A 25197-nucleotide genomic window follows, 5' to 3' on the forward strand; every position below is an offset into this window, starting at 1 on the left:
TCACCCCCGGCGCGCCCGCGCGATCAGCGCGGCGAGCACGTCGGTCCAACCGCTGCCCTTCGGCGTCGCCCGGCGAACGAGTCGCCCGGCGGCGTCGTGCGCGAACACCAGCCCCCGCGCACCCAGTGCGTGGGCGAGCGCCAGGGTCACCGATGCGCCCAGCGTCACGCCGGCGATCACGTCGGACGGGAAATGCGCGTCGAGCAGGATGCGGGTGATCGCCACCACCACGCCGGCGGCGAGAATCGGCCGCCGCCAGCGCGGCGCGAGCAGCGCCAACACCACGGCCGTCGCCCCGGCGGTGGTGGCGTGGCCCGACGGGAAGGCCGCCCAGTCGGCGCGGAAGGCCAGCGGATGGATCTCGAAGATCCCGCCGCCCGCGAGATGATCGGGCCGCGCCCGGCCGAAGGCGTTCTTGGCGAGCGAGGCGAGGAGCCCGCTGCCGGCCACCGCGACGAAGACGAAGGCCGCGGTCCAGCCGAGCCGGACGATCCCGGCGCGAACCTGCCGCGACAGCCCGTCGGGCGACAGGGCGAGGCAGGCGATCAGCAGCACGCCGGAGACGACCAGGATCTCGACGCCCTGGCCGAACGAGGTGAGGATGGACACGAACCGTCGCCACCCGCCTCCGGCGCCGCCGACCAGATCGCGCGCGCCCGGATCGAGCAGCGCCACCGCGGCCAGCGCCGCGACGAGCCCGACCGCGCCGACGAAACTCGCGTTCTCGCGCGCCGGCCCGAGCCGCCGCGGCCGCACCCGCCGCGCCGCGACCTGCCGTACCGCCGCGCGCCCCCGGGTCACCCCGAGGACGACGCCGTCCCGCACCCGTCCGCTGATCTCGCCGGTGTCCATCGCCGTGGCCTCCTTCGTCGACCTGCTCCTCGTCTCACGAAGCGGAGGCGCGCGCAAATCCGTCGGAAGGCGAGCATCAACGCATGGGGGGCGGCAGCAGCGACGCCACGCTGACCGGCGGCAGGCCGTTCATCGACTGGTCCTCGGGGACCGGCGGCAGCAGCGGCAGGCGTCGCTGGGCCGCCCCCGCCGGCGCGTTGGCCACCGGCACCACCGGCGGCGGCGCCGCGGTCACGGCGATCGGCGAGACGTAGTCGGACTGATAGGAACCGCTCGAGCAGGCGGCGAGGCCGAGCCCCGCGGCCACCCCGACGGCGACGGCGACGAGACGGCGGACGACGGACGATCGAGACAAGACACTCTCCTTCGTGGTCGGGCGCCGGGAAACGCGACGGACCCGAGGCGACGAATTTCGCTGCCCCGGCTCAAGGACTCGTTAATCACCCGGGCGGAAGCCCGGCTTCGCACCGGCGATGGTTGACGAACCGTTGACGCGCCCGCGGGCCACGGCCGCCCGGGGACGACGCGGGCCGCGGGCGACGCCCGCCGAGCCCGCCCCTCGCCCGATCGGCCCCCTCACATCACCGGCCGAAAGCTCTCCGCATCCGCCATCCGCCAGAAATCGCGGTAGCGCGGGTCGTCGGTGCCGGCGAGCAATTCGCCGACGGCGAGCGGCGGATAGAGGGTGTGGAAACTCACCGCCTCGTGCGCCGAGACCCGGCGGGTGAAGTGGAGGAGCGAGAACTCGCCGGGATGGGCGAGGCCGGCCGCTCCGGTCAGTTCGGCGAGCGCGATGATCGTCGAGCGGTGGAAATTGTAGACCCGCTCCAGCTTGTCGTCGACCACCAGAGCGCGCGCCCGACTCGGGTCCTGGGTGGCGACGCCGACCGGGCAGCGGTCGGTGTGGCAGCTCTGCGACTGGATGCAGCCGACCGCGAACATGAAGCCGCGCGCCGCATTGCACCAGTCGGCGCCGAGCGCCATGGCCCGGGCGATGTCGAAGCCCGAGACGATCTTGCCCGAGGCGCCGATCCGGATGCGGTCGCGCAAGTTCACCCCGACCAGCGCATTGTGGACGAAGCTCAGCCCGTCGCGCAGCGGCATGCCGAGATGGTCCATGAATTCCAGCGGTGCCGCCCCGGTGCCGCCCTCCTTGCCGTCGACGACGATGAAGTCGGGGGTGATCCCGGTCGCGACCATCGCTTTGCACAGCGCCAGGAATTCCCACGGGTGGCCGACGCAGAGCTTGATCCCGGTCGGCTTGCCGCCGGAGGCGTCGCGCAGGCCGGCGACGAATTCGAGCAGCCCGATCGGCGTCGAGAAGGCCGAATGGCTGGCCGGCGAGACGCAGTCCTCGCCGATCGCCACGCCGCGCGCCGCGGCGATCTCGGCCGAGACCTTGGCCCCCGGCAGCACCCCGCCGTGGCCGGGCTTGGCGCCCTGGCTGAGCTTGACCTCGATCATCTTGATCGGATCGGCGGCGGCGGTCGCAGCGAAGCGCTCCGGCGAGAAGCGCCCGTGCGGGTCGCGCGCGCCGAAATAGCCCGAACCGATCTCCCACACGATGTCGCCGCCCATCGCCCGGTGATGCGCCGAGAAGCCGCCCTCGCCGGTGTCGTGGCAGAACCGCCCCTTGGCGGCACCGCCGTTGAGCGCCCGGATCGCGTTGGCCGACAGCGCGCCGAAGCTCATCGCCGAGATGTTGAACACCGAGGCCGAATAGGGCCGCGCACAATCCGGCCCGCCGATCGTCACCCGCAGGCTCTCCGGCAGCGGATCGGTCGGCGCCAACGAATGGCGGATCCACTCGTAGCCGTCGGCATAGACGTCGTACTGGGTGCCGAACGGCCGCTTGTCGAGGACGTGCTTGGCGCGCTGATAGACCAACGCCCGCTTGTCGCGCGAGAACGGCATGCCGTGCTTCTCGTCCTCGAAGAAATACTGCCGCATCTCCGGCCGCATCTCTTCGAGCAGGAAGCGCAGATGGGCGCTGATCGGATAGTTGCGCAGCACCGCGTGGCGGGTCTGGAGGAGATCGCGCACCCCGAGCAGGGTCAGCCCGCCGAAGATCGCCAAGGGCACGGCGATCACCCAGGCCGACTCCGGCCGGGCGACGGCGAGGAAGCCGAGCGCCACGGTGCCCACCGCGGCGACCGTCAGGGCGATGAAGCGCGGCGTGAACGGCAGCAGCAGGGCGGTCATGGGGGGCGATCTCCGGATCTGCGAACGACACCGAATCGCACGCATCCGACGACGGCGTCGTGACGACGCACGCACGGACGGCGAACCGTCGCCGCGGCAGTCTAGTCGCCGCCGGCCGCCCCACAAGCACGGCCTTCGTCGGCGCACTCGCCCCGCACCGCTTGTCCCGGCGCGGCGAATCCCCCACCCTCGGGCGCGACGATCCGCACGCCCGCGAACGCGGCCCGCACCCTCCCGCAACGATTGCGGCGGCCCTCGGCCCGTGCTATGTCGAAGTTCGTCGAGAGGATCAAACCGTGAACAATGATCTCGCCACGGCGCTCGCCGAGTCCGTCGCCGCCGCCCGTCTGTGGATCGGCGAGCACCCGACGCTGACCCTGGTCGGCGCGGCGCTGATCGTCGCGGTGCTGATCCTGCTGCTCCAGGCCCGCCGCGCCGCCGAAGCCCATGCCGTCGCGATCGCGGCCCTCGAAGATGCGCTCGACGAGAGCCGCGACGCCCGGGCCGAGGCCGAGCGTCGCCTTGCCGCCGAATCGACCACCGCCGCTCGCGTCCCCGACCTCGAGCGCGACCTCGCCGAGCGCGCCGCCGAGCTCGACCGCCTGCGCCAGGACAAGGGCACGGTCGAGCGCCAGCTCGCCACCGCGGCCGAACGCCTCGCCCAGGTCGAGCAGGGCAACGCCGATCTCCGCACCCGCCTCCAGGCCGCCGACGAGTTGTTGCGCGCGGCGAGCGCTCGCTTCGAGACGCTGCGCGCCGCCAAGGCCGTCGCCGACGAGACGCTGGCCGCCCGTACCGCCGACCTCGGCCGCCTCGCCGAACGCACCGCCGACCTCGAACGACGACTCGCGGCCGCCGAAGATCTGCTGCGCGACGCCGGCGCGCGCCACGAGGCCTTGCGCGGCGCCAAGGCCGCCGGCGACGAGGCGCTGGCCGCCCGCACCACCGACGTCCGCCGTCTCGAAGAGCGCGTCGTCGAGCTCGCCGGGCGCCTCGAGACCACCGAGGCTGAACGCGGCGCGCTCGCCCGCACCCGCGCCGATCTCGCCGCCGAACTCGCCCGCCTGCGCGAGACCCTCGACCAGGAGCGCGGCCAGAACGAGGAGAAGCTCGCCCTCCTCCAGGAAGCCCGCGACCAGATGAAGACCCAGTTCCAGGTCCTCGCCGAGGAGGTGATGACCCGCCACGGCGAGAGCTTCACCAAGCAGAACAAGGAACAGGTCGACGGCATCCTCGCGCCCTTGCGCGACAAGCTGGCCGAATTCCAACAGGGGCTGGTCACCGCCCAGACCGAGACGACCAAGGAACGCGCCACGCTGACCGAACAGATCCGGCTCTTGAGCGAGCAGAGCTTCAAGATGAGCTCGGAGACCCACAATCTGACCCGCGCCCTCAAGGGCAAGGCCCAGACCCAAGGGGCCTGGGGCGAGATGGTGCTGGCGCGGATCCTCGAGCAATCCGGTCTGCGCGAGGGCGAGGAATACGTCACGCAGGAGAGCCACACCGGCGAGGACGGCAGCCGCCTGCGCCCCGACGTGATGGTCATCCTGCCCGAGGGCCGGCGCATCGTCGTCGATTCCAAGGTCTCGCTGACCGCCTTCGAGGAATACGTCAACGGCGAGGACGAGCCGACCCGCGTGGCCGCGCTCGGCCGTCACCTCGCCTCGCTGCGCACCCACATCCGGACGCTGGGCGAAAAATCCTACCAGCACGCCACCGGCTCGGGCCTCGACTATGTGGTGATGTTCGTGCCGATCGAGGGAGCGCTCGCCGCGGCGCTCTCGGAAGATCCGGCGCTGACCGGCTTCGCCGCCGAAAAGAACGTCGCGGTCCTGACCCCCACCACCCTGATGGTGGCGCTCCGGACCATCGCCAACGTTTGGCAGGTCGACCGCCGCAACCGCAACGCCGAGGAGATCGCCAAGCGCGCCGGCCTGCTCTACGAGAAGTTCGTCGGTTTCGTCGACGATCTCCAGAAGGTCGGCGGCCGCATCGACGACGCCCGCCGCTCCTGGGACGGCGCCATGTCGAAACTGTCGGTCGGCTCCGGCAATCTCGTCCGTCAGGTCGAACAGCTGAAGACCCTCGGCGCCCGCACCGCCAAGACCATTCCCGCCGCCGTCCTCGGCGACGAACCGATCGAACCGGCGCTGCTCGCGCCGCCCGCGGCCGATCCCGCCCCGTCCGGAGCGACCGACGTCGCGCCGCCCGGTGCCGACGATGTCGCCGCGCCCCTCCTCGACGGCCGCGTCGCCGCCGCCGTGTGAGCGGCGGGACGCGCGCCGCGACCCGTCACCGAAAGCCTCCGAGAGCCGTCGCCGAGAGACCCGACCCGATGATCCGCCCGCCCTATTTCGACGATCCCGCGCCCTTCGCCCTCGATGCGCACGTCGTCGAGCGCCGTCCCGGCGCGGTGCGGCTCGACCGCTCGCCGTTCTTTCCGGGCGGCGGCGGCCAGCTCGCCGATCGCGGTTCGCTCACCTGGGCCGGCGGCACCGTCGCGGTCACCGGAATGGTGCCCGATCCGCGCGGGCCTTGGCATCTCTACGACGGCGACGAGGATCTCGCGCCCGACGGCACGCTGCGCGCGGCGATCGATCCGGAGTTCCGCCGCACGATGTGCGAGCTCCACACCCTCGCCCATGTGCTCAACGCCCTGGTCCACGCCCGTTTCGACGGCGCGCTGTTGACCGGCGCCCAGCTCGGGGCCGATCGCACCTTCCGCCTCGACTTCGACGTGCCGGGCGTCGACCCCGATGCGCTACGGGCGCTGCAGGACCCGCTCGACGAGGTGATCCGCGCCGATCTGCCGATCCGCAGCTTCTTCATGCCCTATGACGAAGCGGCGGCGATCCCGGGCCTGTTCCGCAGCGCAGCGGTGGCGCCGCCGCCGGGCGACGACGGAATGGTGCGGATCGTCGAGATCGTCGGCCTCGACCGGCAGGCCTGCGGCGGCACCCATCTCGCCTCGACCGGCGCCGCACCGCCGGCGCGCATCGTCAAGGTCGACAACAAGGGGCGCCGCAACCGCCGCATCAAGGTCGCCCTCGGGCCGGCGTGAGCCGCCGGGTGCGGCGCGAACACACCGGCTCATCCGGGACGACCGCCGATCGCCGGACCGATCGACCCGGCCTCACGCCCCACGCATGCCGACGCCGGCCGCGCGACGGCACGGCGGGCCCGACAGCTCGGCCGGCCGCGCCCGCGCGGCTCAGTAGAGCCCGCCCTGCTGCAGGCCGCGTTCCTGTTCGGGGGTGACCTTGCGGGCCTTGCCGAATTCTTCGGTGTCGTAGCCGATCACCGAATAGGTGTCGGGCGGCGCGGTGCCCGGCTTGAAGGCTTCCATGATCGTATCCGGATCGCCCGGGCCGGCCTTCATGCCGGAATGCTTGTTGACCGCGATCAGCCGAATCCCGGCCGGCACCCGGAACGGCACGGGCGGCACGTCCTTCAGCGCCTCGAGATAGAAATCGCGCGCCACCGGCGCCGCGAGATGGCCGCCCGATCCGATCCGGCCCATCGGACGCGGCTTGTCGTAGCCGAGATAGAGCCCGACCACCATGTCCGGGGTGAAGCTCATGAACCAGGCGTCCTTTTCGTCGTTGGTGGTGCCGCTCTTGCCCGCCACCGGACGCCCGATGTCCTTCAGCACGGTCCCGGTGCCGCGCTGGATGACGCCTTCCATGATCGAAGTGATCTGATAGGCGGTCATAGGATCGAGCACCTGTTCGCGCTCGTCGATCAGCACCGGTTCTTCCTGGTTCTCCCATTTCGCCGCGTCGCAGCTCTCGCAGACCCGGCCGTCGTGCTTGAACACCGTCTTGCCCCAGCGGTCCTGAATGCGGTCGATGAAGCTCGCGGTGACCTTGCGGCCGCCGTTGGCGATCGTCGCATAGGCCGAGGTCAGCCGCAGCACGGTGGTCTCGCCGGCCCCCAGCGACATCGGCAGATAGGGCTGCAGGTCCTCGTAGATGCCGAAACGCTTGGCGTATTCGACCACCAGCGGCATGCCCATGTCCTTGGCCAGCCGCACCGTCATGGTGTTGCGCGACTGCTCGATGCCGACCCGCAGCGTCGAGGGCCCGTAGAACTTCTGGGTGTAGTTCTCCGGCCGCCACACCGGCTGCCCCGGTCCCGGCTGGATCTCGATCGGCCCGTCGAGCACCAGCGACGACGGCGTGTAGCCGTTGTCCAGCGCCGCGGAATAGACGAAGGGCTTGAACGACGAGCCGGGCTGACGCCAGGCCTGGGTCGCGCGGTTGAACTCGCTCTCGGCGAAGGAGAAGCCGCCGGTCACCGCCAACACGCGGCCGGTGTGCGGATCCATCACCGCGATCGCCCCGGCGATCTCCGGCACCTGCCGCAGACGCCACAGCCGGCGATCGGTCGAGCCGCCCGCGACCTTCTCGACGTAGACCACGTCGCCCGGCATCAGGATGCCGGCGGCGCCGCGGCCGATCGCCGTGCGCTTGGCACCCTCCGCCCAACGGCTCGCCCATTTCATCTGGTCGAGCGGAATGACGCCGCGTTCGCGCTCGGTCGAGATCTCGCCGGTCACCAGTTTGCCCGGGTGGAGGCCGATCTGGGCCTCCTGGTCGGCGACCGACAACACCACGGCGAGCCGCCATTCCGGCACGTCGCCGAGCGCCTTGATCTCGGCCAGCGGCGGCCCCCAGTCGCCGGTCGCGGCGATGCGTCCGACCGGACCGCGCCAACCGGCGTCCATGTCGTAGTTCATCAGCCCCTTCATCAGCGACTTGCGGGCGATCAACTGCAGGCGCGGATCGAGCGAGGTGCGCACCGACAGGCCGCCCTGATAGAGGCCCTTCTCGCCGTAGCGCTCGATCAACTCGCGGCGCACTTCCTCCGCGAAATAGTCGGCGCCGAAGATGTGCGGCCCGGTCGGGCGCTGCACCACCTTGAGCGGCTCGGCCTTGGCCTTCTCGGCTTCGTCGGCGGTGATGAAGTTGTTCGACTGCATCTGCCCGATCACCCAGTTGCGCCGTTCGATGGCGCGGTCGGTGTGACGGAACGGATGGTAGTTGTTGGGGCCCTTGGGCAACGCCGCGAGATAGGCGGCCTCCGAGACGGTCAGTTCGTGCACCGACTTGTCGAAATAGAGCAGCGAGGCCGCCGCCACACCATAGGCGCCGATGCCCAGATAGATCTGGTTCATGTAGAGTTCGAGGATCTCCTCCTTCGAATAGGCCGACTCGATGCGCACGGCCAACACGGCCTCCTTGATCTTGCGCTCGAAGCTCTGCTCGTTGGTCAGGAGGAAATTCTTGGCGACCTGCTGGGTGATCGTCGAGGCGCCCTGCGGCCGCCGTCCCGAGATCTTGTTCTGCACATAGACGATCGCCGCCCGCACGATCCCTTCCGGGTCGAGGCCGACGTGCTCGTAGAAATTCTTGTCCTCGGCCGACAGGAAGGCGTTCTTGAGCAGTTGGGGAATCGCCTGGCTGGGCAGGAACAGCCGCCGCTCGTTGGCATATTCGGCGACCAGCGCGCCGTCGCCGGCGTGGACCCGGCTCATCACCGGCGGCTCGTAGTTCTTGAGCGCCGTGTAGTCGGGCAGGTCGGCGACCACGTGGCTGTAGGCCAGCCACGCCCCGCCCGCCATCAGGAGGGCCACGACGGTGCCGATGCCGAACAGATAGCCGATGAACCGCAACAGGAACATGCCGCCCGAACTTCCCCAAGAGTGTTCCGTCCGGGCGACGGCCGCCCCGCCCCTCCCGGAGACGGAAGCCCGGCGCCCCGGACGCGACGGCGGCCAAAGCCCCGTCCGTTCCTCAGCCTCGCGGCTCGTCTGCCGATCGCTCGGGGGACTCCCGAACGCCCTTGCGGCGGCGTCCCGGTCATCCGAGGAGCAACCGACCGCGCCCGCCGCGCCGTTCCGGATTTCGGAGACGCGACGCGGCGCCCGCGAGGATTAGGCGCCCCGCCTTTCTTTTTCAAGTTTATGGCGAAGCTGCGGCGCCGGGGCGCGGCGGCGCTCCGCCCGGCCCCGCGGCCGCCGGGTGACGCAAACCCGCCACACCGGCCGGCGCCTCGATCCGCCCGCGCTCGACGAAATAGTGGTCGATCGCCGCCACCAGCCCCCGCGCCGTGCGCTCGCGCCACTCGGCCGCGGTCATCAGCGCCTCGTCTTCCTTGTTGGACAGGAAGCCGATCTCGATCAGCGCCGAGGGCACATCGTGGGCGCGCAGCACCCGGAGGCCGGCCTGGCGATGGGGCATGGTCTTGACCAGCCGGCCGCCGACCCGGAACGCCTCGATCAGATCGCGGGCGAAGCGCTGCGAGAAATGCCGGGTCTCGCGCAAGGTCAGATCGGCGAGGATGTCGGCGACCTCGTCGTGGGCCTCGTCGAGCCCCAGCCCGGCCATCGCGTCCGACTGGTTCTCCTTGAAGGCCAGCGCCGCCGCCTGCTCGTCCGAGGCCTTCTCGGCCAACGTATAGACGGTCGCCCCGCGCACCGAGTGGTCGTATTCGGCGTCGGCGTGGATCGACAGAAAGAGATCGGCGTGATGCGCCCGGGCGATCCGGGTCCGCTCGGAGAGCCCGATGAAGACGTCAGTGGTACGGGTCATCACCACCTCGTAGCGCCCTTCGGCGCGCAGCCGCTCGGCCAGCACCCGCGCCATCTCCAACACCACGGTCTTCTCCGGGGTGCCGGTCGCAGGACTCACGGTGCCGGCGTCGAGACCACCGTGGCCGGGGTCGATCACCACCACCGGTTTGGCCGCGCCCGGACCCGGCGTCGGCGGGCGGTCGGCCGCGAGCGGCGCCGCCGCCGCGGCGAGGCCCGCCGGTCCGAGGTGCAGAGTCGGCGCGTCGACCGTCTCCTCGCGGGTCGCCGCCACCAGTTCGATCACCAGCCGCGCCCGGCCGGCGATCGGCCCGTCGACCAGATCGGCGCGAGCGATCTTCAGCGGGCGGCGGGCGTCGAACACCAGCCGCGCCCGGCCCGGCGCGAAATCGCCCCAGCGCCAACCGACGATCTGACCGCCGCCGCCGCGGCCGGCGTCCTTGGCGAGGTCGAACCGCGCCGACGGCACTTCGACCACCAGGCGACTCGGGTCGGCAATCGTGAACACGGCGATCGGCAGCGGCGCCGACAGATCGACGGTGACCACCGTCGCCGCCCCCTCCGCGACGATCGCCACCGCATGGACGATCGGCGGCGGTGCCGCGAGTGCCTCGGATCGCGCGAACGTGAACACCAGGAGCGCCAACACCAGTCGCGCTGCGATGCACCCGATGGCTCGCACGAGACGGTTCGGCCGACGGTTCGATGAGGTCATGCGATGCCCGATCATGATGTTCCCGTCGTCGCGCGCCGATTCCGCAGGCCCCGAGCCCGCGTTCGCCCCGTCGGCTCGGCTCCGCGCGCGAGACCTGCGCACCGAGCTGCCGACGGATGCGGCTTGCATTGATGTATCGCCGACCGTAAGTATGGGCTCAAGGAATTCGTTCTCCTTCCGAATCTGGTCCGGGACGCTCACGCGCCCGTCGACGATCGGACCGGTGATCGATCCGGCAGGAATACTCTCGCCCGACGCCGTCCGGCTCGCCGTTTTCGAGTGGACGACCGCCCTTCGGGGACGATGCGGAGGGAGGGTCGACCCCGACGGTGCGTTTCGCCGTCGATCGATCGCGAGAGTTGCCGGTTCGCCGCAGGGTCCTTCGCCGACGTCGGAGGAAAGAAGGTGAAGCTCCTGGACAGCGTACGTCGCCGCCACGAGGTCTGACGACGAGTACGATGTTCTCCAACGGGGAATTTCCCCGCGGGCACCGCGCCTGGACGGTCGCTTTCGGCGATGTGATGGGCGGGGGATCCGACTGAGACCGATCGGGCCGCGACGCCCGATCTCTCGAACCCACGGGATCGAACGGAACCTACATGCCGTACACGACGACCGCAGCCCGCCAGACCCCAGGACCGGCCCACCGCCGTCCGGGATCGTCGGGTTCGTTCGTCGCGGCTCCGGAGACGTTCGCCGCCCCGTCCCTTTCATCGACCCATCCCACACGAACGGCCCCTCGGCGCGCCGTCGTCCTCCTCGGGACGACGCCCGGACAGAGGGCCGTGGAGTTCATGCCTGATGGCCAACAAGATGCTCATCGACGCCACCCACCCGGAAGAGACCCGGGTCGTGGTGGTGCGCGGCAGCCGAGTCGAGGAATTCGACTTCGAAGCCGCCACCAAGAAGCAGCTGCGGGGTAACATCTATCTCGCCAAGGTGACCCGCGTCGAACCCTCCCTCCAGGCGGCGTTCGTCGACTACGGCGGCAATCGCCACGGGTTCCTCGCCTTCTCCGAGATCCACCCGGACTACTACCAGATCCCCACCGCCGACCGGCAGGCCCTGCTGGAGGAGGAGGCGCGGATCCATTCCGAAGCCGATCGCGAAGAAAATCGCCCGCGTCGCGCCAAGAGCGCCGCCGCGGACGCCGACGCCGACGGTGACGAAGACGGCGTCGCCGAAGAGGATCAGGTCGAGAACGTCGGCTCCGAGGACGCGCTCGAAGAGCTGCCCGAGCGCCGCTCGCAGCCGCGCTTGCGCCGCCAGTACAAGATCCAGGAAGTCATCAAGCGCCGTCAGGTGCTGCTGGTCCAGGTGGTCAAGGAGGAGCGCGGCAACAAGGGCGCGGCTCTCACCACCTACCTGTCGCTGGCCGGCCGCTACTCGGTGCTGATGCCCAACACCGCGCGCGGTGGCGGCATCTCTCGCAAGATCACCCAGCCGACCGATCGCAAGCGCCTGAAGACCATCGCCCAGGAGCTCGAGGTTCCGGAAGGCATGGGCGTCATCGTGCGCACCGCCGGCGCGGCGCGGACCAAGGCCGAGATCAAGCGCGACTTCGAATATCTGCTGCGTCTGTGGGAGAACGTCCGCGAACTGACGCTGAAGTCGTCGGCGCCGATGCTCGTCTACGAAGAGGGCAGCCTGATCAAGCGCTCGATCCGCGACCTCTACAACAAGGACATCGACGAAATCCTGGTCGCCGGCGACGACGGTTATCGCGAGGCCAAGGACTTCATGCGCATGCTCATGCCGAGCCATGCCAAGAACGTCCAGAACTACCGCGAGCCGACCCCGGTGTTCACCCGCTTCGGCGTCGAGAGCCAGTTGGACGCGATGTTCAGCCCGCAGGTCACCCTGCGCTCGGGCGGCTACATCGTCATCAACCAGACCGAGGCGCTGGTCTCGATCGACGTCAACTCCGGCAAGTCGACCCGCGAACACAACATCGAGGACACGGCGCTCGCCACCAACCTCGAAGCGGCCGAGGAAGTCTCCCGCCAGCTGCGCCTGCGCGATCTCGCCGGTCTGGTGGTCATCGACTTCATCGACATGGAGGAGAACCGCAACAACAGGGCGGTCGAGCGCAAGCTCAAGGACTGCCTGAAGAACGACCGGGCGCGCATCCAGGTCGGCCGGATCTCGCATTTCGGCCTGATGGAAATGTCGCGCCAGCGCATCCGCACCGGCGTGCTCGAGAGCTCGATGGTGGTCTGCCCGCATTGCGGCGGCACCGGCATGGTCCGTTCGACCGAGTCGGTCGCGCTGCACGTGCTGCGCAGCCTCGAGGAATCGCTGCTGAAGGGCGTCACCCACGACCTGATCGTGCGCACCCGCACCGCGGTGGCGCTCTACATCCTCAACAACAAGCGCGGCCATCTCGCCGACCTCGAGCGCCGCTTCGGCCTCGACGTGACGATCCTGGCCGACGAGCACGCCTCTCAGGCCGGCCACCTCTATCTGGTCGAGAAGGGCGACGCGGTGGTGCCGCGTGCCGATCGTCCGGAACTCGCCCCGCCGCCGCCGGCTCTGCCGGAGGAGCCCGAGGAGGAGGAGGAGGTGTTCGAGGCCGACGAGGTCGAGACCACCGACGAGACCGTCGCCCCGCGCGGCGAACGCGCCGCGGAACGCTCGGCCGATCGGCCCGGCGAGACCCGGGCCGAAGGCGAAGGCCGTCGGCGTCGGCGTCGGCGCCGGCGCGGTCGCGGCCGCAACGGTGAACCGGGCAGCGAAGGCCCCGGCGGCGAAGCCTATGCCGCCGACGACGACAGCCGTGACGACGACCAGAGGGACGACGACGGTGACGACGAGGGCGATCGCTCCGGCGACGAGACCTCGGGCGAGCTCGAGACCACGGCCGTCGGCGAAGCCTTCGAAGGCGAAGTCGGCACCGGCGAAGCGCCGCGCAAGCGCCGCCGTCGCGGCCGTCGCGGCGGACGCCGCAACCGCGCCGACGGCACCGAGGAGACCTCGGGTTCCACCGGCGAGGACGGCGGCTGGGACGACGAGGGCGGTGACGACACCGCCTCCGGCGACGAAGGCGACGACGACGCGCCGGAGATCACCGTCGAAGTCGGCGTGATCGATGCCGACGCGCCGCCGACCGGCGAGGCGCCCGAGGTGGTGGTGCTCGATCGCGAGACCCTCGAAGCGGAAGTGAAGGTCCTGGAGGAAGCGGCCGCCGCCGCGGCCGTCAAGCCCAAGCGCGTCCGTGCCCCCCGCAAGACGGCCAAGACCAAGGCCGCCGAAGAGGCCGCCGCGGCTGCGGCTGCGGCCGCCGCCGAGACGGTGACCGACGCGGTCCCGGCCGAGGCGACCGTCGAGGCCGCCCCGGTCGCCGAGAGTGCGCCCGAGCCGGTCGCGGTCGTCGCCGAGCCGGTGGTCGAACCGGCCCCGGTGGTCGCGGTCGAACCCGCGCCGGAACCGGAACCGCCGGCGCCGGCCAAGCCCGAAGTCGTCTCGACCGAGCTGCCGCCCGACCAGCCGCGCAAGTCCGGCTGGTGGTCGAAGAAGGGCTTCCTGTGAGCGAGACTTCGACGGAGAGGCGTTCGATATCAGTGTGATGCGAGCGTTTCTTCGATGAAGATGCGAAGTCTCCGGGACTCATTGAACTGCACGAGGGCCGAGCGATCGGCCCTCGTCGCGTTTCGGGGTGTCGTCTGGGGGGCGTTCGAAGGACGCCGACGCCGAATTTCCCCGCCTCCCGCAGAAATGAGCCGGAGGGTATGGTGAGGCGGGGCGTGGCGCGGAGGAGCGGCGCGGCGCGCGCCGTCTCGGGGCTCCGGGGCCGGCTGTCGGCGGGGCGGTCCCCGCCGCACCGGCGCTGCCCGTCTGACCGGCGATCCCCGTCGCACCCGTGTGTCCGATCGCACCGCGTCGGGTGCCCGTGTAGGCGTCCTCTCCCCCCTCGAGGGGGAGAGACAGAGAGGGGGGCTCGGCCCCTCCTTCCCGCACAACCTCGACCGGGGCACCTCCCGTCCCCCCCTCCCTGTCCCTCCCCCTCGAGGGGGGAGGGAACGAGGTGGCACGGCTCCACGAACTGAAGCGACACCGCCGCTTTCTGCTGTGCGCGCCGAGCCAGCGGCCCCGCGCCCGCTCGACGCCGCCTCCCGCGCTGCGCGCGCCCCACCTGCCCCTCTGCCGACGCCGCCCTCCCTCTCCCTGCCCCCMCCGAAATCCCCCGCCCCTGTAACGAACCCCCTCGCCCGAGCGTAGAGCCCTTCGAGCCCGACGATCGCCCCGCCGATCGCGCGCCCCCCATCGTCTCGGGCACGCGCCACCCTACATAGGGGAGGAGCCGAGGCCGCTTCCTGCGACGCACTCCGAACGGGGCGTCGCAGCGGCGGTCGCGATCCGAACGGCCGATCCGCGACGGTCCCGCCGATCCGACGCCCCCGCGCCGGTCGAGAGACCGCCCACTCGAACCCAGGAGAACTCCATGTACCGAAAGGATCCCGAGGCGTTGGCGCGCCTGACCCCCGAGCAGTTCCGGGTCACCCAGCAGAACGGCACAGAGCGGCCCGGCACCGGCGAATACGTCGCGACCTTCGCGCCCGGCCTCTACGTCGACATCGTCTCCGGCGAGCCGCTGTTCGCCTCCGCCGACAAGTTCGAATCCGGCTGCGGCTGGCCGAGCTTCACCAAGCCGATCGAACCGGCGGGCGTGCGCGAGTTGCGCGACGTCTCCCACGGCATGGTCCGCATCGAAGTGCGCTCGGCCCACGGCGACAGCCATCTCGGCCATGTCTTCCCCGACGGGCCGCGCGACCGCGGCGGCCTGCGCTACTGCATCAACTCGGCCTCGCTGCGCTTCGTGCCCAAGGCCGAGATGGAAGCCCAGGGCTACGGCGCCTATCTCGACCAGGTGGAGGATCCCGCATGACGACCGAACGTGCCCTACTCGCCGGCGGCTGCTTCTGGGGCGTCCAGGCGCTGCTGCGACGCCGCGACGGCGTGATCTCGACCCGCGTCGGCTATTCCGGCGGCGAAGTCCCCAACGCCACCTACCGCAACCACGGCCGTCACGCCGAGGCGGTGGAGATCGTGTTCGATCCGGCGCGCATCTCCTATCGCGATCTGCTGGAGTTCTTCTTCCAGATCCACGACCCGAGCACCGTCGATCGCCAGGGCAACGACCGCGGCGCCAGCTACCGCTCGGCGATCTTCTATATCGGCGAGGAGCAGAAGCGCGTCGCCCTCGACACCATCGCCGACGTCGACGCCTCCGGTCTGTGGCCGGGAAAAGTGGTCACCGAAGTGACCCCGGCCGGCGACTTCTGGGAGGCCGAACCGGAGCACCAGGACTATCTGGAGCGCATCCCCAACGGCTACACCTGCCACTTCGTCCGCCCGAACTGGAAACTGCCGCACCGCGCCGCGGCGCAGTGACGGATCCGAGGGCGTCTCGCTCGGGCCTCGCGGTCCGGGCGGGGCGCCCTCGCCCCGTTCAGGCGTGGCGGCCGTGGGATGCGGGGCTCGGGCTCTCGACGGTCATCGCCAGCGTCCGGCCGATGGTGGTGGCGTCGCGCCCGGACTCGGCCGCCCAGGCGTTGAACGCCGCCTGGATCGCCGTACGATCGCGCTTGGAGGTCGGCGGCCGGTCGATCACCCCTTCGCGGATCAGCGCCGCGACGACGTCGGGGGTCGCCACCCAGGCCGGCTTGCCGATCGCCCGCAGGGTCCGCGGCGCGGCATCACCGCCGAGATGCGAGCCGCGCGCCTTCAACACCTCGAGCAACCCGACCAGATCGTCGTCCGGCCAATCGGCGAAGAACCGCGCGGCGGTTCCGTGCTCGGCGGCGAGATCGAGGAGGAAGCGGGCGTTGACCTGGACCGAGCGGATCTTGGCGCCGTTGCGGACGATGTCGGCATTGTGCAGCAGGGCCTCGAACTGTTCGCCGGCGAGAAACGCGCAGGCATGCGGCTCGAAGCCGAAGAAGGCCGCCTCGAAGCCCGGCCACTTGGCCTCGATCACTTTCCACGAAAAGCCGGCCGAAAAGATCCGCTGGGTCATCGCCGCCAGGATCCGGTCGTCCGGGGTCGCGGCGATCGCCGCGCGCGGCAGCGGCGCGGTCTCGGCGAGGCGGCGTTCGAGCGCGTCGGCCCCGCCCTTGCGGGCCGCGGCGATCTCGTAGAGGGCTGCGAAGCTTCTCATATCGACCACTCCCCGGTCTCGCCACGCCACCGTGGCGCCCCGTCCGTGTCCCGCTCCGCCGCCCCACGCTGCGCCGCACCATGACTCTGCGACATGACTCAGCGACATGACTCAGGGAAACGACGTCAGGGAACGGCAACAGAACGATGTCGTTTCAATGCGTTGGCGTCAATTCCGGATTCGTCACCTCAGCCACTGTCCGATCCGCTCGATCGCCTCGGCGCAGTCGGCGCGGGTGCCGGCGAAAGAGAAGCGGACATAGGCGTTGCCGCGGGCCGCGTCGAAATCGGCGCCCGGGGTCGCCGCGACGCCGGCCTCCACCAGCATCCGCCGGACGAAGTCGAGACTGTCGTTGGAGAAGCGTGCACAGCTGGCATAGGCGTAGAACGCCCCGTCGATCGGCAGCAGATCGGTGAAGCCGAGCCGCGGCAGCGCCTCGATCAGTAGCGCCCGGTTCTCGGCATAGCCCGCCCTGACCGCTTCGAGTTCGACGGTCGAGGCGGCATCGAAGGCGGCGAGCGCGGCGCGCTGCGAGATCTCGTTGTTCGACAGCGTCAGGTTCTGGGCGAGCCGGTCGATCGGCTTGGCCAGCACCTCGGGCATCACCATCCAGCCGATCCGCCAGCCGGTCATGCAGTAGTACTTGGAGAAGGAGTTGACCACGATGGCGCGGTCCGACGAGGCGAGCGCCGTCGCCTGCACGCCGTTGTGGACGAGGCCGTGGTAGATCTCGTCGGAGATGAACCAGATGCCGAGATCGTCGGCCGCCCGCACCAGGGCGTCGAGGGCGGCGGGCGTGTACATCGTGCCGGTCGGATTGGCCGGGCTCGCCACCAGGATGCCGTCGAGCGGCCGCTCGGCGTGGGCGCGGGCGATCATCTCCGGGGTCAGCGCCCAGCGGGTGTCGGCGCCGCATTCGATCTCCACCGCCTCGAGCCCGAGGGCGCCGAGCAGGTTGCGATAGGCCGGATAGCCCGGGGTCGGCAGCGCCACCCGAGCGCCGGGCGCGAAGGCCGCGAGAAAGGCCAGGGTGAAGGCCCCCGACGATCCGGCGGTGATCGCGACGCGGTCGGGCGCCAGATCGACGCCGTAGGTGCGGCGGTAATGCGCGGCGATCGCCTCGCGCAGCGGCCGGATGCCGAGCGATTCGGTGTAGCCGAGCGGCCCGCCGAGCGCCTGGTGCGCCGCGGCGATCACCGGGCTCGGGGCCGGCGCGCCGGGCTGACCGACCTCCATGTGGATCACCCGGTGGCCGGCGCGCTCGCGCGCCACCGCCTCGCCGAGCACTTCCATGGCGATGAACGGAGCGACGCGGCTGCGCGCCGAAGGCTGGAAACGGGACATCGACGGAAGATCTCCGGGGAGCGGAGCGCGCGACGCGCCCGCCGAGGATGAAAGCGGATCGGAAACCGCCGAAGGTTTCAGCCGACCGGGGTCACCAGACGTCCGCTCGCGAAGAACGCCGCGACGTTGGCCAGCGTCAGATCGTGCATGGCGCGCCGCGTCTCGCGGGTGGCCGAGGCGACGTGCGGGGTCAACACGACGTTGTCCAGCGCCTTCAAGGCGTCGGGCACATGCGGTTCGTCGGCGAACACGTCGAGCCCGGCCCCGGCGATCAGCCCCTTTTCGAGGGCCGAGATCAGCGCCGGCTCGTCGACCACACTGCCGCGCGAGACGTTGACCAGGAAGCCCTGCGGCCCCAGCGCCTGGAGTTCGGCGGTCGAGATCAGGTTGCGCGTCGCCGCCCCGCCGGGACAGGTCAGGATCAGGATGTCGGCCCAGCGCGCCAGATCCACCACGCTCGGCAGATAGGCGTAGCCCACCGCCGGGTCGGGTTTGCGGTTGTGATAGCCGATCGTCATGTCGAAGCCGGAGGCGCGGCGCGCCACCACCTTGCCGATCCGCCCCAGCCCGACGATGCCGAGCTTCTTGCCCGAAACCCGGGCGGCGAGCGGAAACGGTGTCTTCTCCCATCCGCCGGCGCGCAGATAGCGGTCGCTCTCGCTGATCCGCCGCGCCACGTCGAGGACCAGCGCGAAGCCGAGATCGGCGACGCAGTCGTCGAGGACTTCGGGGGTGTTGGAGACCACCACGCCGCGCCGGGCGGCGGCGGCGAGATCGATCGAATCGGTGCCGACGCCGAAGGAGCACACCGCCTTCAGGCGCGGCAGCCGCGCCATCAACGCGTCGTCGCAGCCCTTGAAGGCCGAGGTCACCACCATCTCGATCGACTCGGCCTCGGCCGCCATCCGCGCCGGCCCCTCGGGCGTGCGCCACAGCGCGATCACGTCGTAGGCGGCGGCGAGGCGGCCGTCGAAATCGGGGCCCATCGATCCGGCCTGCACCACGATTTTGCGCGTCCCCGTCATGATTCCGTCTCCCGAGAGTCCCCGCCGATCGAGCCGGGAGGATCGTCGGATGCGCCGGCCGATGCAAGGTCGTTCTCGTCGCGGCAGCCCCCGCGCCGGTGGACGCCGGCCCGCCCTCGAGACAATGTGACGGCCCCGGCGCGACGACCGCTGTGTGCCGACACTTTCGTGGCCTATAAGCCGGAGTCTCGTGCGTCGTTCGTCCGATCCCTCCCGTCCGGAGCGCCCCATGCCGTCGCGTCTCGTCACTTCGCTGATTCTGGCCGCCGGCCTCGCCTTCGCGGTGGTCGCGCCGACCGCCGCCAAGGACGCGCCGGACAAGGCGGCGATCGAGAAGATCGTCCACGACTACCTCGTCGAACATCCCGAAGTGATCGAGGAGGCGATGGCGGCGCTGGAGAAGAAGCAGGCCGCCGCTGCCGCCGAGGGTCAGGCCAAGGTGCTGGCCGAGAAGGCCGCGGTGCTGTTCGACAGCAAGCGCCAGGTGGTGCTCGGCAACCCCAAGGGCGACGTCACCCTGGTCGAGTTCTTCGACTACAACTGCGGCTACTGCAAGCGGGCGCTGCCCGACATGCTCGGCCTGATCGATCGCGATCGCAATCTGCGGATCGTGCTCAAGGAATTCCCGGTGCTCGGACCCGGCTCGGTCGAAGCGGCCAAGGTCGCGGTCGCCGTCGAACAGGTCGCCCCGGAGAAGTACCTCGACTTCCACAAGCGTCTGCTCGGCGGCCGCGGCGAGGCCAATCGGGCCCGCGCCCTCGAGGCGGCCAATGGCGCCGGCGTCGATTCCACGGCGCTGGACCGGGCGATGGCCGACCGCGAAGTGCCCGCCACCCTCGAAGAGGTCTATGGGCTGGCGACCGGTCTCGGCCTCAGCGGCACGCCGTCCTATGTCATCGGCGACCAGATCGTCCCCGGCGCGGTCGGCATCGCCCGTCTCGAAGAGGCGGTCGGCCGCGCCCGCTGCGCCGTCACCCGCAAGTGCTGAGACGCCGAGGCGCGCCCCCGCCGCCGCCCCGGCGCGCCGGGGCCACTTGTTCGCGACCGGTCGCCCGCCTATAAAGCGCCGACGTGCACGGCCCCCGCCGATGCCGAAGGGGACGATCGACGCTCCCCGGCGGCGAGCAGACGGGGACGCGCTGCGAACCTCGACCCCCGGGTGCGCCCCCGGATCCACGGATGCCGGATCTCGACGTCTCTGCGCGAGCGCCCGGCCTGCGGCGACACCGGCGACCGACAGGAAACGAGAAGAGACACGATGCCCGCCCCCAAAAAGCCCTTCGACAGCGACTTCATCCGCGAACTGGCGCTGTTGATCGCCGAGACCGACCTCAGCGAGATCGAGGTCGCGCAGGGCGATCTGCGCATCCGCGTCGCCCGCAACGTCCAGGTGATGGCGCCGGTGACCATCGCCGCGCCGCAGGCGATCGCCGCCGCCCCGGTCGCCGTCGCTCCGCCGGTGCCCGCCGAGGGCGACTGGAGCGCCCATCCCGGTCTGGTCAAGTCGCCGATGGTCGGCACCGCCTATCGCTCGCCCTCGCCCGGCTCGGCCACCTTCGTGGAGATCGGCGACAAGGTCCGCGAAGGCCAGACGCTGCTGATCATCGAAGCCATGAAGACGATGAACCAGATCCCCGCGCCGAGTTCGGGGGTCGTCGTCGCCATCCTGTTCGACGACGCCAGCCCGGTGGAATACGACGAACCGCTCGTCGTCATCGCGTGACGGGGAGCCCCATGTTCAACAAGATTCTGATCGCCAACCGCGGCGAGATCGCTCTCCGGGTCCTGCGCGCCTGCAAGGAACTGGGCATCCGCACCGTGGCGGTCCATTCCACCGCCGACGCCGACGCGATGCACGTCCGCCTCGCCGACGAGAGCGTGTGCATCGGCCCGCCGCCGGCCCGCGACAGCTATCTGAACATCCCGCAGCTGGTCGCCGCCTGTGAGATCACCGGCGCGGAAGCCGTCCATCCCGGCTACGGCTTCCTGTCGGAGAACGCCCGCTTCGCCGAGATCGTCGAGGCCCACGGCATCCGCTTCATCGGCCCGTCGGCCGAACACATCCGCATCATGGGCGACAAGATCGAGGCCAAGCGCACCGCGCAGCGCCTCGGCATCCCGGTGGTGCCCGGCTCCGACGGCGCCGTCGAGACCGAAGCGGCGGCCCTGAAGTTCGCCTCCGAGATCGGCTATCCGGTGCTGATCAAGGCCTCCGCCGGCGGCGGCGGCCGCGGCATGAAGATCGCCCGCTCGGCCGAAGATCTGCCCGAGGCCTATGCCACCGCCCGCGGCGAGTCCAAGGCGGCCTTCGGCGACGACGCGGTCTACATGGAGAAGCTGCTGCTCACCCCGCGCCACATCGAGATCCAGGTGCTCGGCGACGGCAAGGGCGGGGCGATCCATCTCGGCGAGCGCGACTGTTCGCTGCAGCGCCGCCATCAGAAGATCTGGGAAGAGGCCGGCTCGCCGGCCCTCAACGCCGGCGACCGCGACCGTATCGGCGCGATCTGCGCCAAGGCGGTGGCCGGGCTCGGCTACGCCGGCGCCGGCACCATCGAGTTCCTCTACGAGAACGGCGAGTTCTTCTTCATCGAGATGAACACCCGTCTCCAGGTCGAACACCCGATCACCGAGGCGATCACCGACATCGACATCGTCAACGAGCAGATCCGCGTCGCCTACGGCTCGGGCCTGTCGGTCGGTCAGGGCGACATCGAGTTCAAGGGCCACGCCATCGAGTGTCGGATCAACGCCGAGAACCCGGCGACCTTCGTGCCCTCCCCCGGCAAGATCACCTACTACCACCCGCCGGGCGGCCTCGGCGTGCGCGTCGACAGCGGCGTCTACCAGGGCTACAAGATCCCGCCCTATTACGACAGCCTGATCGGCAAGCTGATCGTCCACGGCCGCGACCGCGTCGAGTGCCTGATGCGCCTGCGCCGCTGCCTCGACGAATTCGTGGTCGGCGGCATCGAGACCACCATCCCGCTGTTCCGCCGCCTGATCGACAATCAGGACATCGCCAACGGCGTCTACGACATCCATTGGCTGGAGCGCTTCCTGGAAGCCGAGCCGACCGGGGCCTGACCGCCGGCCGGCGCCCCTCCCCGCTCATCGCCGCGCGACCTGCCGCCCGGCGGCGCCGTCGCCTCCCGCCGGAGACACCGCCTTGGCCGGGCTCGTCCAGAAGATCACCGCCGATCTCCTCCTCGACGCCTATGCCTCCGGCATCTTCCCGATGGCCGAATCGGCCGACGATCCGGTGCTGTTCTGGGTCGAGCCGGAGATGCGTGGCATTCTGCCGCTCGACGGCTTCCACCTCGGCCGCCGCCTCGCCCGCACCGTCCGCTCCGACCGCTTCGAGGTGGTGTGCGACCGCGACTTCGACGCGGTGGTCGACGGCTGCGCCGCCCCCGCACCGGGCCGCGAAGGCACCTGGATCAACGCCGAGATCCGCCGCCTCTACGGCGAGCTCTTCGCCCGCGGCCACGTCCACACCGTCGAGTGCCGCCGCGACGGCCGTCTGGTCGGCGGGCTCTACGGCGTGCGGCTGGGCGGCGCCTTCTTCGGCGAGAGCATGTTCTCGCGCGAGACCGACGCCTCCAAGGTGGCGCTGGTCCATCTCGTCGCCCGCCTCGTCGCCGGCGGCTTCACCCTGCTCGACACCCAGTTTCTGACCAGCCATCTCGGCCGCTTCGGCGCCTTCGAGATCCCGCGGCGGACCTATCGGGCGCGGCTGCGTGCAGCGCTCGCGGTCGGCGCCGACTTTCACCGCCTGTCGCCGGCCGGCAGCGGCGTCGACGGCGCCACGGCGCTCGCCGCGCTCGGGCCAGCGAGGGCCTGACGGACGCGCGGTGGTGCGCGCAGACTTCACGATCTGTCGGATTGGAGACGTCTAACCGCCGGCCCAGACCGCTCAGCGGGCCGGAACCGGCATCACCGAGCGTCCACCCTGGCCGGTCGGCGCGGCGGGGGCGGCGGCCGGCGGCGCGGGCGGGGCCGGGGTCGCCGGAGCGTTGGGCGTGGGCGACTTCGCCGGAGTCGCGGCGTCGGTGGTCGCCGCCTTGCAGTCGGTCAGCCACACGTCGTAGACGGCGTGCTCGACCGCGTGCAGACCCGGGCTGTCGGCGAACATCCAGCCGGAGAAGATACGGCGGATCTTGTTGTCGAGGGTGATCTCGTCGACCTCGACGAAGGAGGTGGTCAGCGGCGCCACCGTCGGCGGCCGCGAGTAGCACACCCGCGGCGTCACCTGCAGCGCCCCGAACTGCACCGTCTCGTTGATCGCCACGTCGAAGGAGATGATCCGCCCGGTGATCTTGTCGAGGCCGGAGAAGGTCGCGAAGGGATCGGCGATCTTGTTGCCGTCGTCGGCGGCGACCGGCAGCGTCGGGGTTGCCGGCTTGGCCGCCGGTGCCGCCACGGCGACGCCGATCGAGGCCGCTGCCAGGGCCGCCCCGAGGGCGGCGGCGACGAGCGACGGCGTCCGGCGCGGGGCGAGGACGAAAGAGGCGGCGGACGGAGACTTCGTCATCGGGATCCGGGGGCAACGAGCGGCGGGATGGGGCGGGCGACGGCGACGAAACACGCCGCTTCGATCGCGAACGACCGGCGGCGCGTCATCCCGGCGAAGCTCTGGCACCGACTCGTGGCGAAGCCGAGGCGGCGCCCCGGCATCTCCCGACGATCACTCCGGCTTCCAGGCCTGATAGTCGTCGGTGGTGGCGGCGCGGCGACCGCTGCCGAGCAGCGAGCCGAGCGGCCGGTGGGCCGCGGCGGTGCCGGTCAGGTTCGGCAGATGGGGCTTTTCCCAGGCGCGCGGCACATAGGTCTCGTCGGTCGGCAGGGTGTCGACGCGATGATGCATCCAGCCGTGCCAGCCGGGCGGGATCGCCGATCCGTCCTGGTCCTGCTTGTAGATCACCCAGCGCCGCTGGAACCCCAGCCCGACGTCGATGGCGCCGCCCTTGGTCCGGTAGTAGCGGTTGCCGAACTCGTCTTCGCCGACGAACTCCCCGTAGAGACGGGTGTGGACCCACGTGCCGAAGGTGATTCCCTTCCACCAGGTGAGCAGCATCAGCACGAGTTGTTTCATCGGCGTCGCCTCTTCGCTTGAGGAGGTCGTTATGCCGTGCGGGGCGGCGGCTGTCCAGTCGCCGATTGGGCGGATCCGCCACGGATCGGCGCGCTGAGCCCCATCGTCGACCGGGGACGCGCCGGCGCGTCCGGCACCGCCTCGGTCGTGGCCTCGCGCCGCACCCGCGCCGGCGCCACCCGCAGGCGTTCGCGCAAGGCCGGGCCGGCCCGATCGGTCCAGGCATGGCGCTGTTTGGAGCCGCTCAGCCGCAGGTCGCGATCGTCGAGCACGAACAGGCCGGTCCGCTCGTCGATCACGAACTGGCGGGGATCGGTGATCACCGCCTCGATCCGCTTCAACACGTTGGCCGGCGACAACGGCTTGACCAGCACGAAATGCACCCCGGCGGCGATCGAGGTTTCGACCAGATCGCGGGTCGCATGGCCGGTGATCAGGATCGCCGGCACCGTCGCCAGCGCCCCGGTGCGCGCATCGCGCATCCGCCGCACCAACGACAACCCGTCGGTGCCCGGCATGTTCCAGTCGGTGATCAGCAGATGGGGGGTCTCCACCATCATCGAATCATACGCAGCCGCCGCACCGTCGAAGACTCGGACCCTGGCCACACGCGCCGCGTTCAACATGGTCCGCACGATCGCCTGGATCGGTTTGGAGTCGTCGACCACCACGACGTCGAGATCCGTCAGGGCGATCCCCTGCGCGCGATTCTTGCGCATCTGCCCGTCCCCCTTCGCATGAGCCGCGACATTCGGCCTCGCCGACCCCGCCGTCCGCGCCGGCCCGCTCTTCTGAGGACGCGATCCTCGCATGTCGGACTGAAGGTCGGGTTCCGACGGGCGAGCCAAATTGCGTCGAATTCGACTCGATTCTGCGTGCGATTCCCGCGGGATCGCCGGGGCGTCCGATCCGTCCCCGTTTTCCACATGGTGCGACACCATATTTAGACGGCGTTACGTCACCCGACCGATCGTGTCCCGAGAGGTGGTGTAGCTGACCGGTGGCCAGCGGGCGCGCCGATATGGGCGGCGTCCTCAGGCCGCCATGTTCGGCAGGCCGAGGACGGCAGGATCATCGTCGATGGCGGCGATCGTTTCCAGCGTCATGTAGCGGGAGCGTTGGACGGCCCATTCGTCGTTCTGTTCGAGCAGGATCGCCCCGACCAACCGGACGATGGCATCTTCGTTGGGGAAGATGCCGACGACCTCGGTTCGG

The 25197-nt window shown here is 70.6% G+C and carries 21 protein-coding genes; 9 read left to right on the forward strand and 12 right to left on the reverse strand.

Annotation, left to right across the window (positions count from 1 at the left end; translation table 11 throughout):
* The 3 genes from EYW49_RS19850 to EYW49_RS19860 form a co-directional block, all read right to left on the reverse strand.
* A complete protein-coding gene (locus EYW49_RS19850) occupies nucleotides 1-852 on the reverse strand; it encodes a phosphatase PAP2 family protein (protein ID WP_131311373.1) in 852 nt (283 codons plus the stop codon).
* A 76-nt stretch (nucleotides 853-928) separates the two neighbouring features.
* Nucleotides 929-1207 (reverse strand): hypothetical protein, encoded by a 279-nt coding sequence (locus EYW49_RS19855; RefSeq protein WP_131311374.1) that lies wholly within the window; start codon nucleotides 1205-1207, stop codon nucleotides 929-931.
* A 221-nt stretch (nucleotides 1208-1428) separates the two neighbouring features.
* Nucleotides 1429-3054: an FMN-binding glutamate synthase family protein gene (locus EYW49_RS19860; protein ID WP_131311375.1), complete on the reverse strand. Its 1626-nt coding sequence runs from the start codon at nucleotides 3052-3054 to the stop codon at nucleotides 1429-1431.
* A gap of 296 nt (nucleotides 3055-3350) precedes the next feature.
* Here EYW49_RS19860 and rmuC point away from each other — a divergent pair, with 296 nt between their 5' ends.
* A complete protein-coding gene (gene rmuC / locus EYW49_RS19865) occupies nucleotides 3351-5321 on the forward strand; it encodes a DNA recombination protein RmuC (RefSeq protein ID WP_131311376.1) in 1971 nt (656 codons plus the stop codon).
* A 68-nt stretch (nucleotides 5322-5389) separates the two neighbouring features.
* Nucleotides 5390-6115: an alanyl-tRNA editing protein gene (locus EYW49_RS19870; protein ID WP_131311377.1), complete on the forward strand. Its 726-nt coding sequence runs from the start codon at nucleotides 5390-5392 to the stop codon at nucleotides 6113-6115.
* 150 nt (nucleotides 6116-6265) lie between these two features.
* Here the strand turns inward: EYW49_RS19870 and EYW49_RS19875 are convergent, their stop codons facing one another.
* Both EYW49_RS19875 and EYW49_RS23105 read right to left on the reverse strand, forming a co-directional pair.
* Nucleotides 6266-8737 (reverse strand): penicillin-binding protein 1A, encoded by a 2472-nt coding sequence (locus EYW49_RS19875; protein WP_131311378.1) that lies wholly within the window; start codon nucleotides 8735-8737, stop codon nucleotides 6266-6268.
* Nucleotides 8738-9017: 280 nt separating this feature from the next.
* Entirely contained in the window at nucleotides 9018-10328 is a 1311-nt protein-coding gene (locus EYW49_RS23105; protein ID WP_165498343.1) for an N-acetylmuramoyl-L-alanine amidase, read from the reverse strand.
* Between the two features lie 834 nt (nucleotides 10329-11162).
* Here EYW49_RS23105 and EYW49_RS19885 point away from each other — a divergent pair.
* The 3 genes from EYW49_RS19885 to msrA all read left to right on the forward strand — a co-directional run bounded on the left by EYW49_RS19885 (nucleotide 11163) and on the right by msrA (nucleotide 15752).
* A complete protein-coding gene (locus EYW49_RS19885) occupies nucleotides 11163-13889 on the forward strand; it encodes an Rne/Rng family ribonuclease (protein ID WP_131311380.1) in 2727 nt (908 codons plus the stop codon).
* 913 nt (nucleotides 13890-14802) lie between these two features.
* Nucleotides 14803-15246 (forward strand): peptide-methionine (R)-S-oxide reductase MsrB, encoded by a 444-nt coding sequence (msrB, locus tag EYW49_RS19890; RefSeq protein WP_131311381.1) that lies wholly within the window; start codon nucleotides 14803-14805, stop codon nucleotides 15244-15246.
* A complete protein-coding gene (msrA, locus tag EYW49_RS19895) occupies nucleotides 15243-15752 on the forward strand; it encodes a peptide-methionine (S)-S-oxide reductase MsrA (RefSeq protein ID WP_131311382.1) in 510 nt (169 codons plus the stop codon). Before msrB ends, msrA begins: the two co-directional genes overlap by 4 nt.
* A 58-nt stretch (nucleotides 15753-15810) precedes the next feature.
* Here msrA and EYW49_RS19900 read toward each other — a convergent pair whose 3' ends face one another.
* From EYW49_RS19900 to EYW49_RS19910, 3 genes are all read right to left on the reverse strand, one after another.
* Complete coding sequence (locus EYW49_RS19900; protein ID WP_131311383.1) at nucleotides 15811-16518, reverse strand: DNA-3-methyladenine glycosylase I; 708 nt, start codon at nucleotides 16516-16518, stop codon at nucleotides 15811-15813.
* Between the two features lie 183 nt (nucleotides 16519-16701).
* On the reverse strand, nucleotides 16702-17862 hold the full coding sequence (locus tag EYW49_RS19905) for a pyridoxal phosphate-dependent aminotransferase (protein WP_165498344.1): 1161 nt from the start codon (nucleotides 17860-17862) through the stop codon (nucleotides 16702-16704).
* A 77-nt stretch (nucleotides 17863-17939) separates the two neighbouring features.
* A complete protein-coding gene (locus tag EYW49_RS19910; protein WP_206365511.1) occupies nucleotides 17940-18887 on the reverse strand; it encodes a 2-hydroxyacid dehydrogenase in 948 nt (315 codons plus the stop codon).
* Nucleotides 18888-19116: 229 nt separating this feature from the next.
* On the opposite strand from EYW49_RS19910, the gene EYW49_RS19915 reads away from it, so the two are divergent.
* From EYW49_RS19915 to aat, 4 genes are all read left to right on the forward strand, one after another.
* Nucleotides 19117-19875, forward strand: coding sequence for a DsbA family protein (locus tag EYW49_RS19915; protein WP_131311384.1), 759 nt, complete (start codon nucleotides 19117-19119; stop codon nucleotides 19873-19875).
* A 270-nt stretch (nucleotides 19876-20145) separates the two neighbouring features.
* Nucleotides 20146-20610 carry an acetyl-CoA carboxylase biotin carboxyl carrier protein gene (accB, locus tag EYW49_RS19920; RefSeq protein WP_131311385.1) on the forward strand — a complete coding sequence of 155 codons (465 nt, stop codon included), beginning with the start codon at nucleotides 20146-20148 and terminating at the stop codon, nucleotides 20608-20610.
* Nucleotides 20611-20621: 11 nt separating this feature from the next.
* The gene (gene accC / locus EYW49_RS19925; RefSeq protein WP_131311386.1) at nucleotides 20622-21974 is read left to right on the forward strand and encodes an acetyl-CoA carboxylase biotin carboxylase subunit; all 1353 of its coding nucleotides are present in this window, start codon (nucleotides 20622-20624) and stop codon (nucleotides 21972-21974) included.
* Between the two features lie 82 nt (nucleotides 21975-22056).
* Entirely contained in the window at nucleotides 22057-22731 is a 675-nt protein-coding gene (gene aat, locus EYW49_RS19930; protein WP_131311387.1) for a leucyl/phenylalanyl-tRNA--protein transferase, read from the forward strand.
* Between the two features lie 72 nt (nucleotides 22732-22803).
* On the opposite strand, the gene EYW49_RS19935 is transcribed toward aat, so the two are convergent.
* The 4 genes from EYW49_RS19935 to EYW49_RS19950 all read right to left on the reverse strand — a co-directional run.
* On the reverse strand, nucleotides 22804-23421 hold the full coding sequence (locus EYW49_RS19935; RefSeq protein ID WP_131311388.1) for a DUF2155 domain-containing protein: 618 nt from the start codon (nucleotides 23419-23421) through the stop codon (nucleotides 22804-22806).
* A 153-nt stretch (nucleotides 23422-23574) separates the two neighbouring features.
* Entirely contained in the window at nucleotides 23575-23982 is a 408-nt protein-coding gene (locus EYW49_RS19940; RefSeq protein WP_131311389.1) for an NADH:ubiquinone oxidoreductase subunit NDUFA12, read from the reverse strand.
* Nucleotides 23983-24011: 29 nt separating this feature from the next.
* The gene (locus tag EYW49_RS19945; RefSeq protein WP_165498345.1) at nucleotides 24012-24701 is read right to left on the reverse strand and encodes a response regulator; all 690 of its coding nucleotides are present in this window, start codon (nucleotides 24699-24701) and stop codon (nucleotides 24012-24014) included.
* A 315-nt stretch (nucleotides 24702-25016) separates the two neighbouring features.
* Nucleotides 25017-25197: transposase (locus tag EYW49_RS19950; RefSeq protein WP_206365403.1), on the reverse strand; the 181-nt coding region annotated here is incomplete at its 5' end.

Origin of the sequence: Siculibacillus lacustris, from assembly GCF_004328075.1 — a bacterium.
GTDB classification, from domain to species: domain Bacteria; phylum Pseudomonadota; class Alphaproteobacteria; order Rhizobiales; family Ancalomicrobiaceae; genus Siculibacillus; species Siculibacillus lacustris.